The sequence below is a fragment of the Streptomyces sp. CB02923 genome (assembly GCF_001905005.1).
In the GTDB taxonomy this organism is placed as follows: Bacteria; Actinomycetota; Actinomycetes; order Streptomycetales; family Streptomycetaceae; genus Streptomyces.
The window spans coordinates 55,167-71,042 of record NZ_LWKZ01000002.1 but is presented as its reverse complement, the minus strand read 5'-3'; the positions used below and the strand labels follow the sequence as shown (position 1 = coordinate 71,042).

Genomic DNA, 15,876 nt, shown 5'->3' with positions numbered 1-15,876 from the left:
AAGGGGTGAGACCGTGCCGGTGGTCATCGCGCTGGGCGCGTTCCTGATGACCCTGGTCGGCGGCTGGGTCGCCCACCGGGTCACCGACCGCCGGCACCTGGTCCTGGGGCTGGCCGGCGGCCTGATGCTGGGCGTGGTCGGCCTCGACCTGCTGCCCGAGGCGCTGGAGGCGGCGGGCGGCGAGGTGCACGGCGTTCCGGCCGCGCTGCTCTGCTTCGTCCTGGGCTTCCTCGCCGCGCACGCGGTGGAACGGCTGCTGGCGGTCCGCAAGGCGGCACACGGCATGGACCCGGAGGAACGGGTGCCGCAGGTCGGTCTGACGGCCGCCGCGGCCATGGTGGTGCACAGCTTCATGGACGGCTTCGCGATAGGCCTGGCCTACCAGGTCGGCCGGGAGATGGCGGTGGCCGTGGCGCTCGCCGTCATCGCCCACGACTTCGCGGACGGCTTCAACACGTACACGATCACCAGCCTGTACGGGAACGCCCGCAACCGGGCGCTGACCATGCTCGGCGCGGACGCGCTCGCCCCGCTGGCCGGTGCCGCCGCCACGCTGCTGTTCACCCTTCCGGAGCAATGGCTCGGGATTTACCTGGGCTTCTTCGGCGGCGTCCTGCTCTACCTGGCGACCTCCGACATCCTCCCGGAGGCGCACCACGACCACCCGGCGCTGTCCACGTTGCTGTGCACCGTGGCGGGCGTCGGGTTCATCTGGCTGGTGGTCGGCCTCGCGGGCTGAGCCGGTGCGCCGGGCGTGCACGGCACCGGGAACGGCGGTCACGGCGCGCCGGCTCCCACACCGACCGACACCGGCCCGTTGCGCCCGTCCAGCACGGCCGTCAGCCCCGGCTCGTCACCCGCCTCGACCCTGAGCGTGGCGCCCAGGGCGGTCAGCTCGGCCTGGATCGTCGACGGGTCGGGATGCGTACCGCACAGCGACCGCAGCGGCACGACCGGCAGCCCCTGCCCGGAAGCCGGGTGCGGCGCGTCGCCCCAGTCCAGCAGGAACGGCACCAGCCCGCCGCCCGTACGCGGCGGCGTCAGCGTCCAGGAGAGGGTCCCGCCGTCCGGCGTACGGCGGGACATCGCCACCGGCTCGCCCGGGTCGTAACCCAGCGCGCGGGCCCGCGCGACGTGCCCGGCGATGCCGTGTACCCGTACCGCCCAGTGGGCCAGCCGCGGCCCGCGCAGCACGTCGATGCCGAACCAGCGCGGCGCCTCGGGGGCGGGCTGCGCGGGATCGGGACCGATGATCTCCAGGTAGGCGCCGTTGCCCAGGCCCAGCAGCGCGTTGCGGGTGCCGAGGCCCGGATGGCCGCCCCCCGGCACCGGCCGCACGCCGGTCAGCGCGGCGACCTCGGCGGCGGTGCTCTCCAGGTCGGGCGTGGCGAGGACCAGATGGTCCAGTACGGCGTCAGCCACAGCGGGCCTCCAGCGGCGGGCGGACAGCGGCGCTCGCGGCCAGGCGGCGGGCCAGCGACGGCTCGGCCGCCCAGTGGACGTGCAGGTACGAGGCGTGCACCCCGTCCTGCACGTGGCCCTCCACCCGGCGCGCGGGGTGGGTCATGCCCCAGGCGGGGGACGCGCCCGCGCCCGGTTCCAGCACCGTACGGTGGAATTCGTGGCCGCGCACCCGTGTGCCCTCCACCGCCAGCGCGTTGTCGCTCAGCGCCACCGCCTCCCGGTAGCCCAGCGTGAGCCGCTCCGACATCCGCGCGTCGGCGGGCAGCACCCCGCACATCGGCCTGCCGTCGAGGGACCGCGACAGGTACAGCAGCCCCGCGCATTCCGCGACGACCGGCGCGCCGGAGGCCGCCAGGTCGACCACGGCGCGGCGCAGCGGCTCGTTGGCCGACAGTTCGGCCGCGTACATCTCGGGGAAGCCGCCGCCGATCACCAGCGCCTGCGTCCCGGACGGCAGCCGCTCGTCGCGCAGCGGGTCGAAGACGGCCACTTCGGCCCCGGCGGCCGTCAGCAGTTCGGCGTGCTCGGCGTACGAGAACGTGAACGCGGCGCCGCCCGCGACGGCCACCACGGGCCTGCCGGGGACGGTGGCCGCGCCGTCCGTGCTCCGGGCGACGGCCAGCGCCGGGTCCCAGGCCGTGCCGGGCAGCTCCGGCGCGCTGTGCGCCAGCGCCAGCAGCGCCTTGAGGTCGCAGCCCTCCCGCACCTGGGCGGCCTGCGCCCGTACCGACTCCACCGCGTCGGCCTGCCGTTCGGCGACCGGGATCAGGCCCAGGTGCCGCGACGGCGTCTGCACCTGCGGCGCCCGGCGCAGCGCGCCCAGCACCGGCACGCCCGCCTCGTCCAGCGCCGCGCGCAGCAGTTCCTCGTGCCGGTCCGAGCCGACCTTGTTCAGGATCACCCCGGCCAGCCGCACCTCCGGGTCCCAGGACGCGAAGCCGTGCACCAGCGCCGCCACCGACCGGGACTGCGCCGAGGCGTCCACGACCAGCACCACCGGCGCCCGCAGCACCTTGGCGACCTGCGCGGTCGAGGCCAGTTCGCCGAGCCCCGAGGCGCCGTCGTACAGCCCCATCACGCCCTCGATCACCGCCAGGTCGGCACCGGCCGACCCGTGCAGGAACAGCGGCGGCACCTGGTCGGGGCCGCACAGGTACGCGTCCAGGTTGCGGCCCGGCCGGCCCGTCGCCAGGGCGTGGTAGCCCGGGTCGATGTAATCGGGACCCACCTTGTGCGCGGAGACCGTGAGCCCGGCCTCGGTGAAGGCCGCCATCAGGCCGGTGGCGACGGTCGTCTTGCCGCTGCCCGAGGCGGGCGCGGCGATGACGAGCCGGGGGATCGTGCTCACGGGGTGACTGCTCCTGGTCCTGCTGTGCCCGGCGCCGGGGTGCCCGGCGCCGTCCTTCGGGTCGCCGCGCGGCGGGGTGCCGCGCTCACCACTCGATGCCCCGCTGGCCCTTCTGGCCCGCGTCCATCGGGTGCTTGACCTTGGTCATCTCGGTCACCAGGTCCGCGTGGTCGCACAGCACCTGCGGCGCGTTGCGGCCCGTGATGACGACGTGCTGGTTGCCCGGCCGGTCGCGCAGGACGGACACGACCTCGGCGGGGTCCACCCAGCCCCAGTGCATCGGGTAGGCGAACTCGTCGAGCACGTACAGCTTGTACGTCTCGGCGGCCAGGTCCCGCTTGACCTGCTCCCAGCCCTCGCGGGCCGCCTCCTCGTTGCTGAACTGGGAGTCGCGCTGGACCCATGACCAGCCCTCGCCCATCTTGTGCCAGGCGACCGTGCCGCCCTCGCCGGTGTCGCCGAGTACCCGCAGCGCCCGCTCCTCACCCACCTTCCACTTCGCCGACTTCACGAACTGGAACACCCCGACCGGCCAGCCCTGGTTCCAGGCCCGCAGCGCCAGCCCGAAAGCGGCGGTGGACTTGCCCTTGCCGGGGCCGGTGTGCACGAGGACCAGCGGGCGGTTGCGGCGCTGGCGTGTGGTGAGTCCGTCGTCCGGTACGACGGTCGGCTGTCCCTGCGGCATTACGCGGCCCTCCGGGTGGTGTGGTGGTTGCCCTGCCCGCGGACGTCGCGGACGAGCGCGGAGACGCTGTCCGCGCGCAGCTCGTCGAGGGTGACGGCGGTGCCCTGGAGGTCACGGGCCAGCTCGCCCGCCAGCCCCAGCCGTACCGGCCCCGCCTCGCAGTCCACGACCACCGAGGCGACGCCCTCCGCGCCCAGCAGCCGTGCCGCGCGGGACGTGCGCACCAGCGGTTCGGGGCCGCCGGTGGACCGCCCGTCGGTGACGACGACCAGCAGCGGGCGGCGCGAGGCGTCCCGCAGCCGTTCCACGCGCAGCACCTCGTGGGCCTTGAGCAGGCCCGCCGAGAGCGGCGTCCGGCCGCCGGTGGGCAGCGTCTCCAGCCGGGCGGCGCCCGCCTCCACCGACGAGGTCGGCGGCAGCGCGAGCTCGGCCTCCGACCCGCGGAAAGTGATCATGCCGATCTTGTCGCGCCGCTGGTAGGCGTCGAGCAGCAGCGAGAGCACCGCGCCCTTGACCGCGCTCATCCGCTTGCGCGCCGCCATCGAACCGGAGGCGTCCACGACGAAGAGCACGAGGTTGCCCTCACGGCCCTCCCGCACGGCCTCCCGCAGGTCGTCCCGGCGCACCACCAGCCCCCGGCCGCTGCGCCCGCGCGCCATCTGGTGCGGCGCGGCGGCCTGCACGGTCGCGGCCAGGTGCAGCTTGGTCAGGGTGCCCTGCGGACGCCGGGCACCGGTGGTCCGGCCGTGCGCGGTACGGGCCCGCGAACGCCGGCCGTCCGCGCCCTCGCCGAGCCCCGGCACGTCCAGCCGCCGCGTACGGAACGGCTCGCCCGCGCCGACGGCGGCCGTCTCGCCGCCTTCACCGGGCGCGTCCTCGCCGCGCTCCTCGCTCCGGGCCCGGGGGTCGGCCGGTGCGGGGTCCGCCTCGGGGGCCTGCGGCTGCTCGGGCAACTGCGGCTGGTCGTGGGGCTGTTCCTGCGGCTGCTCCTGCGGTGCCTGGGCGTCCTCGCCCTGTGGCCCGTCCGTACCGCCGTCGCCGTCCTGCGGAGGCTGCCCGCCGCCCGGCCCGTCGGGGCCGCCGTCCGGGTCCGGCTCCGGGTCGTCGTCCTGGTCCGCGGCGAACTCCTCCAGCGTCTGGTCGAGTTTGTCCTCGTCCAGGCCGGGGGCGTCGAAGGGATTGCGGCGGCGCCGGTGGGGGAGCGCCAGCAGGGCGGCCTGCCGTACGTCCTCCTCGCGGACGTCCGTACGGCCCGCCCACGCGGCCAGCGCGCAGGCGGTGCGCGCCATCACGATGTCGGCACGCATGCCGTCCACCTCGAACGCGGCGCACACCGCGGCGATCTGCCGCAGCACCGCGTCCCCGAGGACCACGTCGGGCAGCAGCGCCCGCGCGGCGGCGATGCGCTCCCGCAGCTCGCCCTCCTCGACGGCCCAGCGCGTCCCGAAACCCGCCGGGTCCGCGTCGTACGCCAGCCGCCGCCGGACGACCTCCACCCGCTGGTCCGGCTCGCGGGACGCGGCGACCTCCACGGTCAGCCCGAAACGGTCCAGCAACTGCGGGCGCAGCTCGCCCTCTTCGGGGTTCATGGTGCCGACGAGCAGGAAGCGCGCGGCGTGCCGTACGGAGACGCCCTCGCGCTCCACGTAGGAGGCGCCCATGGCGGCGGCGTCCAGCAGCAGGTCCACGAGGTGGTCGTGGAGGAGGTTGACCTCGTCGACGTACAGGATGCCGCGGTGCGCGTCCGCCAGCAGGCCCGGCTCGAACGCCTTCACGCCCTCCGACAGGGCCCGTTCGATGTCCAGCGCGCCGACGAGCCGGTCCTCGGAGGCACCGACGGGGAGTTCGACCATGCGGGCCGGGCGCTCCTCGGCGCCGCCCGACTCGTGGGGGCCGTCCGGGCACGCCGGGTCCGGCGCGGCGGGGTCGCAGGAGAAGCGGCAGCCGGTGACGACGGGAACGTCCGGCATCAGCGCCGTCAGGCCCCGCACGATCGTCGACTTCGCGGTGCCCTTCTCGCCGCGGACGAGCACCCCGCCGATGGCCGGCGAGATGGCGTTGAGCAGCAGGCTCAGCCGCATGTCGGCCATGCCGACGACCGCGGTGAACGGGTAAGGGACCGATGCCATTAAGAAGTACCCCCTTCGAGGGACGTGCGGTGTGCGGGCGCGGGGGAGACCGCGCTTGGTGCGTCGGAGCCGGGTGCGGCCGGTGTGCGGGGTGGCGGTATCGGCGGCGCCCCCGGTGGTACGAACGGCAGTCCCGCCGGTACGCCGTCCTCGATGAGCCGCAGCAGCGCCTCCGTGTCCGCGTGCTCCTCGATGAGGTCGCCCAGCCGGTCGAGCTGCTCCTCGCGCAGCGCGGCGAAACTGGTGTCGGGCGCCGGGACGAACGCGCGGCCCGCGTCGGCCGCCACCCGCCGCAGGAACGCCCGCCGGAAGCCGTCGCTCTCCAGGGAGCCGTGCCAGTGGGTGCCCCAGACCGCTCCGGACCGGCAGCCCTCCAGGAAGGGCTCCCCGCCGGTGACCTCGGCCACGCCGTGGTGGATCTCGTAGCCCTCGACCGGCTCGCCCAGCGCTTCGCCGGACGGCCGGGCCAGGGTCTTGTCCGCCGCGAACCGTACGCGTACGGGCAGCAGGCCCAGCCCGTCGACCGTTCCGGCCTTCGACTCGACCTCGTCCTCGATGCGTTCGCCCAGCATCTGGAAGCCGCCGCAGATGCCGAGCACCGGGCGGCCTTCCGCGGCCCGCCGCCGTACCGCGTCGGCGATGCCGCGCTCGCGCAGCCACTGGAGCGCGCGGACGGTGCCGCGGGTGCCGGGCAGCACGACGAGGTCGGCGTCGGCCAGCTCCTCCGGGCGGTCCACGAACCGCACCACGACGCCCGGTTCGGCGGCAAGCGCGTCCACGTCCGTGAAGTTCGACATCAGCGGCACGGCGGCCACGGCGACGCGCAGCACGTCCGCACCGTGCGGCGGCGCGACGACGCTCTCGCGGACCGCGCCGCGCAGCGACACCCGCAGCCCGTCCTCCTCGTCGATGCCGAGCCCGTGCGCGAACGGCAGCACCCCGAGGGTGGGCCGCCCGGTCAGCTCCTTCAGCATGTCCAGGCCCGGCTCCAACAGCGTCACATCGCCCCGGAACTTGTTGACGAGATAGCCCGCCACCAGCGCCTGGTCCTCCGGGGACAGCAGCGCCGTGGTGCCGAAGAACGAGGCGAACACCCCGCCCCGGTCGATGTCGCCGACCACCACGGCCGGTATCCGGGCGGCCCGCGCGATGCCCATGTTCACGATGTCGGTACGCCGCAGATTGATCTCCGCCGGGCTGCCCGCGCCCTCGCAGATCACCGCGTCATACGTACGCCGCAGCTCCTGGAGGCAGTCCGTGACCGTACCGAGCAGCTGCTCCTGACGCCCCGCGTGATAGCCGCGCGCGCTCAGCTCGCCCACCGGCCTGCCCATCAGCACGACCTGGCTGCTGCGGTCGCTGCCCGGCTTCAGCAGCACCGGATTCATCAGCGCGCTCGGCTCGACGCGCGCCGCCGCGGCCTGCATGGCCTGCGCCCGCCCGATCTCCGCGCCCTCGCGCGTCACGAACGAGTTCAGCGACATGTTCTGCGCCTTGAAGGGCGCCACCTTGACGCCCTTGCGGGCCAGCCAGCGGCAGATGCCCGCCGTCACCACGCTCTTGCCCGCGTCGGACGTGGTGCCCGCCACCAGCAGCCCGCCGCCGAGCGCTGCTTGACCCGGTCCGTTCACGTGGCACTCCTCGCCGTCCGCCGTACGCTGCTCACTTGGCCCTCCCGGCCGTACGGGCCCGCCGCACGGCCCCCGCCGCGCACCGGCCCGCGACCGTGGCCGCCAGCGCCAGCACACTCACCCGGCGCGACAGTGTCACGGCCCGCTCGATGTCCGGCACCGCGACGGGCCGCCCGGCGGCGCCGTTGAGCACCGGCCGGTGCTCGACCCGGCCGCCGTACGCCAGGGTGCCGCCCAGCCTTACGCCCAGCGCTCCCGCGAACGCGGCCTCCACCGGGCCCGCGTTGGGGCTCGGGTGGGACGGGCCGTCCTGCCGCCAGGCGCGCCACGCGCCCCGCCGGTCCGGCCCCGCCAGCACCGCCAGCGCGGCGGTCAGCCGGGAGCCGGGGCAGCCGGCCACATCGTCGAGGCGGGCCGCGGACCAGCCGAAGCGGCGGTAGCGCGGCGACCTGTGACCCACCATCGCGTCCAGCGTGTTGACCGCGCGGAAGGCCAGCAGGCCCGGCACACCGGCGACGGCGCCCCACACCAGGGCACCGACCACTGCGTCCGAGGTGTTCTCGGCGACGGACTCGACCACCGCGCGCGCCATCTGCTGCCCGTCCAGGGCCTGTGGATCACGTCCGCACAGGTGCGGCAGCCGCTCGCGCGCCACGTCGAGGTCGCCCGCGGCGAGCGCGCCGCCGACGGCCCGCGCCTCGCGGCCCAGCGAGGTGCCGCCCAGGACGGCCCAGGTGGCGGCGGCGGTCAGCGCGACGGAGACGGGCAGGGCGGCGGGGGAGCGGCGTACGGCGCGGTCGAGCAGCGCGGCACCGGCGGCGGTCCCGCCCGCGCACAGCGCGGTGTGCAGGGCGCCGCGCCCGCGGTCGTCGCGCCACAGACGGCGTTCCACGGCGGCCGCTGCCCGCCCGAAGGCGGCCACGGGGTGACCGCGCCGGGGGTCGCCCACGACCAGGTCGCCGAGGAAACCGAGGGCCGCGCCGCACGCGTAGCCGGCGTGTTCGGCACGCATCGGATCAGACCGCCGTCACGCCTCGGAGGGGCAGTACGGGGAAAGGTTCAAGCGATCTCGAACTGCGGCCGGGCATGGCGGTAGGTCCTCACTCAGGGTCCGCGCCCTGGTTCGACGGGTACGGCGACGAGAGTCTCCTGGCTCCCCGGATCGGCGCTTCCCCCGGCCTTCCAGTCCGTACGGGAACCTGCGTCGCGGGACGCGGACCGTGGCCCTTGGTGGAGGGGCGCTCCCCGGTGACAGTGGCGGGACCGCGCCGGATTCTCACCGGACTTCCTCATCTGTCGCCGAATGGCTCCGGCAGTCCACCACGCTCCGCGAAGCCCGTCAACTCGCGCTTGACCTGCGGCGCAGACCTGTGGCAGCGCCTGTGTCCAAGGACACAGCGACGGGACACGGCGAGGGGCACGGCACCGGGGCACGAAGGCGGGGCGCCCGGTGGCCGCGGCGGGATGCCGCGCCCACCGGACGCCCCGGTGTGCCGTGCCGTCGGGTCAGGCGGCGACGATCAGGTAGATCCCGTACGCCACGGCCGCCGCGCACAGCGCGAAGCAGGCGTACGCCCCGGCCCGCGCCGCGCCGCCGCCGGTGGCCGGCGCGCCCTCCGTCCGCGGCGTGCGGGACGTGCCGACGATGCCGAGGGTGAACAGGCCCACGATCCCGACCGTCACGAACAGCGTGACGCCGAAGACCTCGCCGAGAGCTGCCCAGTCGATGCTCATTGCGTTCTCGTTCCTTCGTGGGAGCCGTACGGCCCGGTCAGCCGGCGGCCGAGCCGGCCTTGGCGCGGCGCTGGGCGTGTGTGTCGTGCGGATGGGCGGCCACCGGCTCGGCGATCACCGGGGCGGTACCGACCGGGTCCGCGAGCGGCGCGCCGGCCACCGCGGGCGCGGGGACCGTGACGACGGCCGTCGCGGGCTGCGCCACGACCGGGCCGGCGGGCGGCGGCGAGACGGCCTGCAGAGCGGCGGTGACGACACCGGCGGGCTCCGCCGCAGGGCCCTCGTTGACGTTGGTGTGGTCCACCGGCTTGCGCCGGGACGCCACCCAGATCGCGCCGCAGACCGCGAGCGCGAGGACGGCGACGGCCGCGATGCCCCAGTCGCCCTGGTCGGCCAGGAGCGCGGCGCCCGCCGCGACCAGCCCGGCGGCCGGCAGCGTCAGGCCCCAGGCGGCGGCCATCCGGCCCGCCGTGGACCAGTGCACGACGCCGCCCTTGCGGCCCAGCCCGGAGCCCATGACCGCGCCGGAGCAGACCTGGGTGGTGGAGAGCGCGAAGCCGAGGTGGGAGGAGGCCAGGATGGTGGCCGCGGCGCCGGTCTGGGCGGCGAAGCCCTGCGGCGGCCGGATGTCGGTGATGCCCTTGCCCATCGTGCGGATGATCCGCCAGCCGCCCAGGTACGTACCGAGCGCGATGGCCAGACCGGCCGAGGCGATGACCCACAGCGGCGGGTCGGCGTGCGGGGCGACCACACCGCCGGTGATCAGCGCGAGGGTGATCACACCCATCGTCTTCTGGGCGTCGTTGGTGCCGTGGGCGAGGGAGACCAGCGCGGCCGAGGCGATCTGCCCGGCGCGGTAGCCCTTGGCGGTGTCCTCCTCGGCGCGGTTGCGGGCCAGCCGGTACGTCAGCCGGGTCGCGGCCATCGAGGCCAGACCGGCCACGATCGGGGCGGCGACGGCCGGGATGAGGACCTTCATGACCACGGCGCCGCCGTGCACGCCGCTCGCGCCGACGGACACCAGGGTGGCGCCGATCAGACCGCCGAAGAGGGCGTGCGAGGAGCTGGAGGGGAGCCCGGCCAGCCAGGTGACCAGGTTCCAGACGATGGCGCCGACCAGCCCGGCGAAGATCACTTCTGGTCTGATGCCGGCGGTCTCGTCGATGATCCCGCCGGAGATGGTCTTGGCCACCTCCACGGACAGGAACGCGCCGACCAGGTTGAGGGCCGCCGACATCGCCACCGCGATCTTGGGCTTGAGCGCCCCGGTGGAGATGGTGGTGGCCATGGCGTTGGCCGTGTCGTGGAAGCCGTTCGTAAAGTCGAACACCAAGGCCGTGACGATCACGATCCCGATGAGAAGCGTGATGTGTTCCATTCACCCAGGCAATCAGTTCGATGGTCAGTAACGCTCGGGACCGTACGGACGACGGGTGAACGGAAGGTGAACTGGAACGGGCGCCGCAGTGACGCCCCCGCAGGGGTAGCGCGGAGGCGTCCATACCGTCACCCGGGCCCCATGCGCACCAGCACAGCAGACCCGCGTGTTCCAGGTGTACCAGGGCCGGGTTTCCGGCGTGCCGGCTCCGGGTTCTCGGCGTGTCAGCTCCGGGTTCCCGGTGTGTCAGCCCCGGGTTCTCGGCGTGCCGGCTCCGGGTTCCCGATGTGTCAGCCCCGGGCGAAGCGCCTGAGTTGTGCGGCCGTGCCGTTCCACTTGTTCTGGTCGCCCGGCAGCGCACCGGCCCCGGCGTACTGCCAGAAGCTCGGGTACGCCCAGCCGGACGGCAGGGGACCCGGAGTGCTGTGCCAGTTCGCCAGCCACAGCGGGTGGGTGACGGCGAACGCCCGGCTGCCGCCGGTGCAGCCGTTCCACCACCGGGCCGTCGTGTAGATCACCGGCCGCCGCCCCGTCTGGCGCAGCACCTCGTTGCTGAACCCGCGGACCCACCGGACCAGCGCGGTCCCGCTCATCCCGTAGCAGGCGTGCTCCCGGTCGTACGGATTGTGCTCGATGTCGAGCGCGGGCGGCAGCGTCCAGCCGTCCGCCTTCCAGCGGCCGCCGTTGCGGAGGAAGTGCCGGGCCTGTGCGCGGCCGGAGGAAGCGTTCGGCACGCCGAAGTGGTAGGCGCCGTGCAGCAGACCGGCCTTGCGCGCGCCGCGGTACTGCCGTGGGAAGTGCGGGCTGCGGTACCAGGTCGACTCGGTGGCCTTCACGTAGACGAACCGGCCGCCCTTGGCCCGGACGTCTCTCCAGTCGACGTTCCCCTGGTGCGAGGAGATGTCGTGCCCGGTCGGCTTTCCGGCGGCTGCGGCGACGGGCGTTGTGGGCAGGGCGCTGTACAGAGTGCCGGTGAGCGTGCCCAGGGCCAGGGCTCCGGCGGCCAGTCGGCGCAGGTGGCCGCGTGGACGGCGGAGGCCGCGCGGATGGCGGAGCGCGCGCAGCGGGGCGTCCGGACGGCTGGACGGGTGCTGCGGGCCGGGCAGGCGATTGCGGTCACGGGCCATGGTTCCCCCCGGAATTCCCCCGGATGGCAACGTGCATGACAAATCTCCGGAAGGGTACCGGGAGATCCCCGCAAGACGGTTGATGCTCGGTCAATCCGTGCCCGTACGCCCCCAGTCGGACATGGGGGATACCGGAGGACGAGGATCCGCCCCACAGGCCCGCACCCGGCCCGTACGGTGTCGGCAGCCCCGCGCGCACCACATCCGCGCGCCCCCCGCCGGGCCCCGCCCGCACCGCACACCGGAGGCACACGATGACGGACCGGGAAGCCATCGGCCGCGCCTGGGACGAACTGGTCGCCACCGCCCGCCGCACGGTCACCGACGGGCTCGTCGTCGGCACCTCCGGCAACGTCTCCGTCCGCGTCGGAGACCTCGTCCTGGTCACCCCCAGCGGCGTCCGCTACGACCGGCTCGGGCCCGGCGACCTCACCGCGGTGGACCTCGACGGGCGCCCGGCCCACGGCACGCTGCGGCCCACCAGCGAACTCCCCATGCACCTGGCCGTCTACCGCGCCACCGGCGCCACCGCGATCGTGCACACCCACGCCGCGCACGCCACCGCCGTCTCCACCCTCGTCACCGAACTCCCGCCGGTGCACTACATGACCGCGGCCCTCGGCGGCCCCGTGCGCGTCGCCCCGTACGCCCTCTACGGCACCGAGGAGTTGGCCGGGAACATGCTCGCCGCACTGCGCGACCGCACCGGCTGCCTCCTGCGGAACCACGGCACCATCGTGTACGGCGACACCCTTGACGAGGCGTACGACCGCACCGCCCAGCTGGAGTGGATGTGCCGCGTCTGGCTCGCCGCCAGCTCGCTGCCCGGCCGCGAACCCGCCCTGCTCACGCCGGAACAGGTCGACGCGGCCGGCGAGCGGCTGCGCGGCTACGGGCAGCGCCGCTGACGCACGCCGCTGCTGGCGTACGCCGCTGCTGACGCACGCCGCCGGACCCGGCTGTCCCGTCTCCGCCCGCCCGTTTCCGCCTGCCCGGTTTCCGCCCGCCTGTTTCCACCTGTCCCGTCTCCGCCTGCCCGGTTTCCGCCCGGCCCGGCCGCATCCGGCCGCATCCGGCCGCGTGCCGCCGCGCCCGCCGTCACCCGGCCGCTCCCGCCCACTGGCCGCGGCCGCGGTGCCCGCCCACACTGGGGAGGATGCGTCTGGGTACCGCGGCAGCAGCCGCCACCACGGTGATCGGTACCGGCGCGGCCGCGGTGGCGGCCGGCCGGTACGCCAGCGACATGGTCCTCAAACCCGCTCTCGACCGGCCGCTGCCGGGCGACCCCCGGCTCACGGTGCACGCCACCGGCCCCGGGCGGATCACCCTGACCCGCAGCCTCGCCTCGCTGCGGCCCGGCACCTACGGCCTCACCGGAGCGGGCAGCCACGCCGTCGTCGGCCCCCTCCTGGACGACGTGCCGCACCCGGCGGACACGGTCGTCCGCCGCCTGGAGGGGGTCACCCACGGCACCCTCCAGCCGGGCGCCCGGATGCGCCTGACCCCCCAGGTGCACATCGGCAACCCACGCGACGCGCTCGGCATCGACTGCGCCGACGTCGACATCCCCGGGGAACTGGGCGCCCTGCCCGCCTGGTTCGTGCCGGGCATCCGGGACACCTGGGTCATCACCGCTCACGGCCTGGGCACCACCCGGGAACACCCCATGGTGGTCATGCCGTTCCTCGCCGACCAGCAGTTGCCCGTCCTCGACCTCGCCTACCGCAACGACATCGGGGCCCCGCCCACCGCCGACGGCATCAGCCACCTCGGCGACTCCGAGTGGCGCGACCTGGACGCCGCGATCCGCTACGCCGTCCAGTACGGCGCCGAACGTGTCGTCCTGCACGGCTGGTCCACCGGCGCGTCCATGGCCCTGCGCGCCGCCGCCGGCTCCGCGCTGCGCGACCGCATCGCCGGCCTTGTCCTGGACTCGCCGGTCCTGGACTGGCGGGCCACCGTCCGCGCCCTGGCCGCCGCCCGCCACGTCCCCCGCCCGCTGCTCCCGCTGGCCGTCCGCGCCGCCGAGGGCAGCACCGGGCTGCACGCCGGCCGTCCGGCCGAAGCAGGGGCCCCGGACCTGCTCACCGTGCCGACCCTGCTGATCCACGGGCCGCACGACACCCTCGCCCCCTGGGCGGCCTCCCGCGAACTGGCGGCCCGCCGTCCGGACCTGATCACGCTTCACCCGGTGCCGCACGCCCCGCACGCCGCCATGTGGAACGCCGATCCGGCCACGTACGAGGAGACTTTGCGCCGCTTTCTCACACCCCTCATGTGAGCCGCTGTCACGTGCCTTCGGGGAGGCCGCAGAGCTGATCCGCACGGGCGGGCACCCGCGTCCCGCACGGCCCGCCGCACCTTGACCGGTCTGTCGCCTGACGTACGATCTGCCGTGTCCGGCATGGTCCATAGTGCCCTGCCCGTGATGTGGCGGACTGTCCATGTGGCCCGCAGGACCCGGGGCAGCCCGTGCGGACCTGCTCGTACAGCCGGTGGCCACACCCGGCACACCCTGGGACGACCCTCCGTACGGCCTGCGGCCACTCCCCGTACAGCCTCCGGTGACCCGCCCGTACGGCCCGCGCCGACCGCCCCGTGCGCCCCTCGTGCGACGAGCCGCCGGAACGTACCGACCGTTCCGATTGGGCTTTCGGGCCGTCAGCGGGAAGACTGCACCCTGTGACGTCCCGTACTCCGCGCGACTCCCGGCTCCGACTCGTCCCCCGTCAACCGATTGCCGCCGCCCGCCGAGCGGTGAGCACCCGGGCCGCCCGGCCGGCGCCCCGGCCGCCCCAGGGCACCCCGCCGCCCGCGGAACTGGCGCGGCAGGCCCGCGCCGGCCTGGCCGGCGCCGTACGGCTCGCCCGCTGGGCCGACGGCGAGCACGGCGCGGGCGCCGGGCTGCGGGCCGGAACGGACGGCGCCCTCCCGGCGGACGTCGCCGAACAGGCGGCGCACGACCTGCGGCTGACACCGGACCAGGTCCGTACGGACTGGGACCTGGCCCGGCTCGCCGGACTCGTCGAACTGCACGGCGGCGTGGCCCGCCCCGGCTGGCGGCTGCGCGCCTGGGAGCGCGACGACACCGCGGCCCTGCGCGGCTGGGTCGCCCTCTTCGACGCCTGGTCGCTGGCGCGCCCCGCGCCGCCCGGCGCCGGGCCGACCGCCGTCGCCGAGGTCGTCGAGGCCGTGCCGCAACTGCTGTCCCTGCTCCACCTGTCGGCCGGTCCGGTCCGGCTCCCGGTCCTGCTGGACATGCTGGAACAGCGCGTCGCCGAACTCCGCACCGAGCGCTGCGAGGTGCCGTACGGACCGGACCGCGGCGCGGACCCGGGCCCCGCCCGGACCGGACGGGAACCGCACCCGGCGCCGGACGGCCCCAAAGCGGATGGCCTCAAAGCGGATGGCCTCAAAGCGGACGGCCCCGAAGCGGATGGCCCCAAAGTGGGCGCCCTCAAGGCGGACGGCCCCCAAGCGGACAGCCCCGAACCGGACGGCCCGAAGCCGGACGGCCCGAAACCGGACGGCCCGAAGCCGGACCGGGCCGGAGCGGCGGGTGACACCGCGGGGGTGTCACTCGCGGTGCTCCTGGACTGGTCGCTGGACGGCCTCGCCGCCGTGGGAGCGCTCGTCGTACGCGACGGCGCGAAGACCGGCGTGCCCGCCGAACGCGAAGCCCTGCTCACCCCCCTCGGGAACTGGTCGGTCTGGGTCAAACTGGAGCAGATCTGCGTCGCCGCACAGAGCCCGGCGGGCAACATCGAGCAGTCCGCCGAGGCGATGCTGCGCGGCTGCGCCCGGCTGACCCCCGGCCCGGCACGCGCCGAATACCGCGCCTGGCTCGCCGCCCGGTCCGCGGGCAGCGCGGTCGAGGAACTCCTCGGCGTCGCCCGCGGCGAGGACGCACTGCTGCGCGGCCTCGCCTTCGAGGCGCTGCGCGCCGTCGGCGCGCCCGCCGAGCCGGCCGTGCGCGCCGCCGCCGACGAGGCGGCCCTGCGGCCGTACGCCCTGCTCTGGCTGGTCGAGCACGAGGGCGGCGACCCGGAGACCGCGCCGGACGTGCTCACCCGCGAGGAGTCCACCTGGCTGTGGGTGGACACCGCCGCGGCCGTCGCCGACCACGGCGAGAGCCAGCTGCTGGTCCGCCACCTCGACTCGGCCGTCCAGGGCTCGGTCCCGCGCCTACTGGAGGAGGTACGGGCCGTCGGCCACCCGCGCACCGTGCAGGTACTGGTCGCCCTGGCCGCCGCCCACCCCGACCCGGCCCTCGCCAAGGCCGTCCGCCGCGCCGCCTTCCAGGTCCACACCGGCGGAGCGTGACGCTCCCGGGGGCGTCACGCCCCCGGGTGTGGGGGCCCGGCATGGGCGTCCGGGACC

At 75.3% G+C, this 15,876-nt stretch carries 13 protein-coding genes and 1 riboswitch; of the genes, 4 read left to right on the top strand and 9 right to left on the bottom strand.

Annotated features, from left to right (window positions below):
* The first annotated feature begins 13 nt into the window (after positions 1–13).
* Positions 14–739, top strand: coding sequence for a ZIP family metal transporter (locus A6A06_RS06635; protein ID WP_073760009.1), 726 nt, complete (start codon positions 14–16; stop codon positions 737–739).
* A gap of 38 nt (positions 740–777) precedes the next feature.
* Here A6A06_RS06635 and A6A06_RS06630 read toward each other — a convergent pair whose 3' ends face one another.
* From A6A06_RS06630 to A6A06_RS06590, 9 genes are all read right to left on the bottom strand, one after another.
* A complete protein-coding gene (locus tag A6A06_RS06630; RefSeq protein ID WP_073760007.1) occupies positions 778–1,422 on the bottom strand; it encodes a VOC family protein in 645 nt (214 codons plus the stop codon).
* On the bottom strand, positions 1,415–2,812 hold the full coding sequence (locus A6A06_RS06625) for a cobyrinate a,c-diamide synthase (protein WP_073760005.1): 1,398 nt from the start codon (positions 2,810–2,812) through the stop codon (positions 1,415–1,417). Before A6A06_RS06625 ends, A6A06_RS06630 begins: the two co-directional genes overlap by 8 nt.
* Before the next feature lie 85 nt (positions 2,813–2,897).
* The gene (cobO, locus tag A6A06_RS06620) at positions 2,898–3,497 is read right to left on the bottom strand and encodes a cob(I)yrinic acid a,c-diamide adenosyltransferase (protein WP_073760003.1); all 600 of its coding nucleotides are present in this window, start codon (positions 3,495–3,497) and stop codon (positions 2,898–2,900) included.
* A complete protein-coding gene (locus tag A6A06_RS06615; protein ID WP_073760001.1) occupies positions 3,497–5,626 on the bottom strand; it encodes a putative cobaltochelatase in 2,130 nt (709 codons plus the stop codon). The genes cobO and A6A06_RS06615 overlap by 1 nt, the downstream gene beginning before the upstream one ends.
* Positions 5,626–7,257 (bottom strand): cobyric acid synthase, encoded by a 1,632-nt coding sequence (locus tag A6A06_RS06610; protein WP_073759999.1) that lies wholly within the window; start codon positions 7,255–7,257, stop codon positions 5,626–5,628. Before A6A06_RS06610 ends, A6A06_RS06615 begins: the two co-directional genes overlap by 1 nt.
* A 31-nt stretch (positions 7,258–7,288) precedes the next feature.
* Entirely contained in the window at positions 7,289–8,269 is a 981-nt protein-coding gene (locus A6A06_RS06605; RefSeq protein ID WP_073759997.1) for a cobalamin biosynthesis protein, read from the bottom strand.
* Positions 8,270–8,397: 128 nt separating this feature from the next.
* A riboswitch (cobalamin riboswitch) is annotated at positions 8,398–8,575 on the bottom strand.
* A 188-nt stretch (positions 8,576–8,763) separates the two neighbouring features.
* Complete coding sequence (locus A6A06_RS06600) at positions 8,764–8,991, bottom strand: hypothetical protein (RefSeq protein ID WP_073759995.1); 228 nt, start codon at positions 8,989–8,991, stop codon at positions 8,764–8,766.
* 37 nt (positions 8,992–9,028) lie between these two features.
* On the bottom strand, positions 9,029–10,369 hold the full coding sequence (locus A6A06_RS06595; protein WP_073759993.1) for an inorganic phosphate transporter: 1,341 nt from the start codon (positions 10,367–10,369) through the stop codon (positions 9,029–9,031).
* Positions 10,370–10,659: 290 nt separating this feature from the next.
* The gene (locus A6A06_RS06590) at positions 10,660–11,496 is read right to left on the bottom strand and encodes a lysozyme (RefSeq protein WP_079193846.1); all 837 of its coding nucleotides are present in this window, start codon (positions 11,494–11,496) and stop codon (positions 10,660–10,662) included.
* 254 nt (positions 11,497–11,750) lie between these two features.
* On the opposite strand from A6A06_RS06590, the gene A6A06_RS06585 reads away from it, so the two are divergent.
* From A6A06_RS06585 to A6A06_RS42555, 3 genes are all read left to right on the top strand, one after another.
* A complete protein-coding gene (locus A6A06_RS06585; protein ID WP_073759991.1) occupies positions 11,751–12,404 on the top strand; it encodes a class II aldolase/adducin family protein in 654 nt (217 codons plus the stop codon).
* 248 nt (positions 12,405–12,652) lie between these two features.
* Positions 12,653–13,777 carry an alpha/beta hydrolase gene (locus A6A06_RS06580; protein ID WP_073759989.1) on the top strand — a complete coding sequence of 375 codons (1,125 nt, stop codon included), beginning with the start codon at positions 12,653–12,655 and terminating at the stop codon, positions 13,775–13,777.
* A 401-nt stretch (positions 13,778–14,178) separates the two neighbouring features.
* Positions 14,179–15,819, top strand: a complete 1,641-nt coding sequence (locus A6A06_RS42555; RefSeq protein WP_443333720.1) for a hypothetical protein — start codon at positions 14,179–14,181, stop codon at positions 15,817–15,819.
* The last annotated feature ends 57 nt before the right edge of the window (positions 15,820–15,876 follow it).

What these genes read in the sequence shown, in the direction of transcription:
- cobO (WP_073760003.1), bottom strand. Translation starts at nt 3,497, where the DNA reads ATGCCGCAGGGACAGCCGACCGTCGTACCGGACGACGGACTCACCACA.
- A6A06_RS06615 (WP_073760001.1), bottom strand. Translation starts at nt 5,626, where the DNA reads ATGGCATCGGTCCCTTACCCGTTCACCGCGGTCGTCGGCATGGCCGAC.
- A6A06_RS06605 (WP_073759997.1), bottom strand. Translation starts at nt 8,269, where the DNA reads ATGCGTGCCGAACACGCCGGCTACGCGTGCGGCGCGGCCCTCGGTTTC.
- A6A06_RS06600 (WP_073759995.1), bottom strand. Translation starts at nt 8,991, where the DNA reads ATGAGCATCGACTGGGCAGCTCTCGGCGAGGTCTTCGGCGTCACGCTG.
- A6A06_RS06595 (WP_073759993.1), bottom strand. Translation starts at nt 10,369, where the DNA reads ATGGAACACATCACGCTTCTCATCGGGATCGTGATCGTCACGGCCTTG.
- A6A06_RS06590 (WP_079193846.1), bottom strand. Translation starts at nt 11,496, where the DNA reads ATGGCCCGTGACCGCAATCGCCTGCCCGGCCCGCAGCACCCGTCCAGC.
- A6A06_RS06585 (WP_073759991.1), top strand. Translation starts at nt 11,751, where the DNA reads ATGACGGACCGGGAAGCCATCGGCCGCGCCTGGGACGAACTGGTCGCC.
- A6A06_RS06580 (WP_073759989.1), top strand. Translation starts at nt 12,653, where the DNA reads ATGCGTCTGGGTACCGCGGCAGCAGCCGCCACCACGGTGATCGGTACC.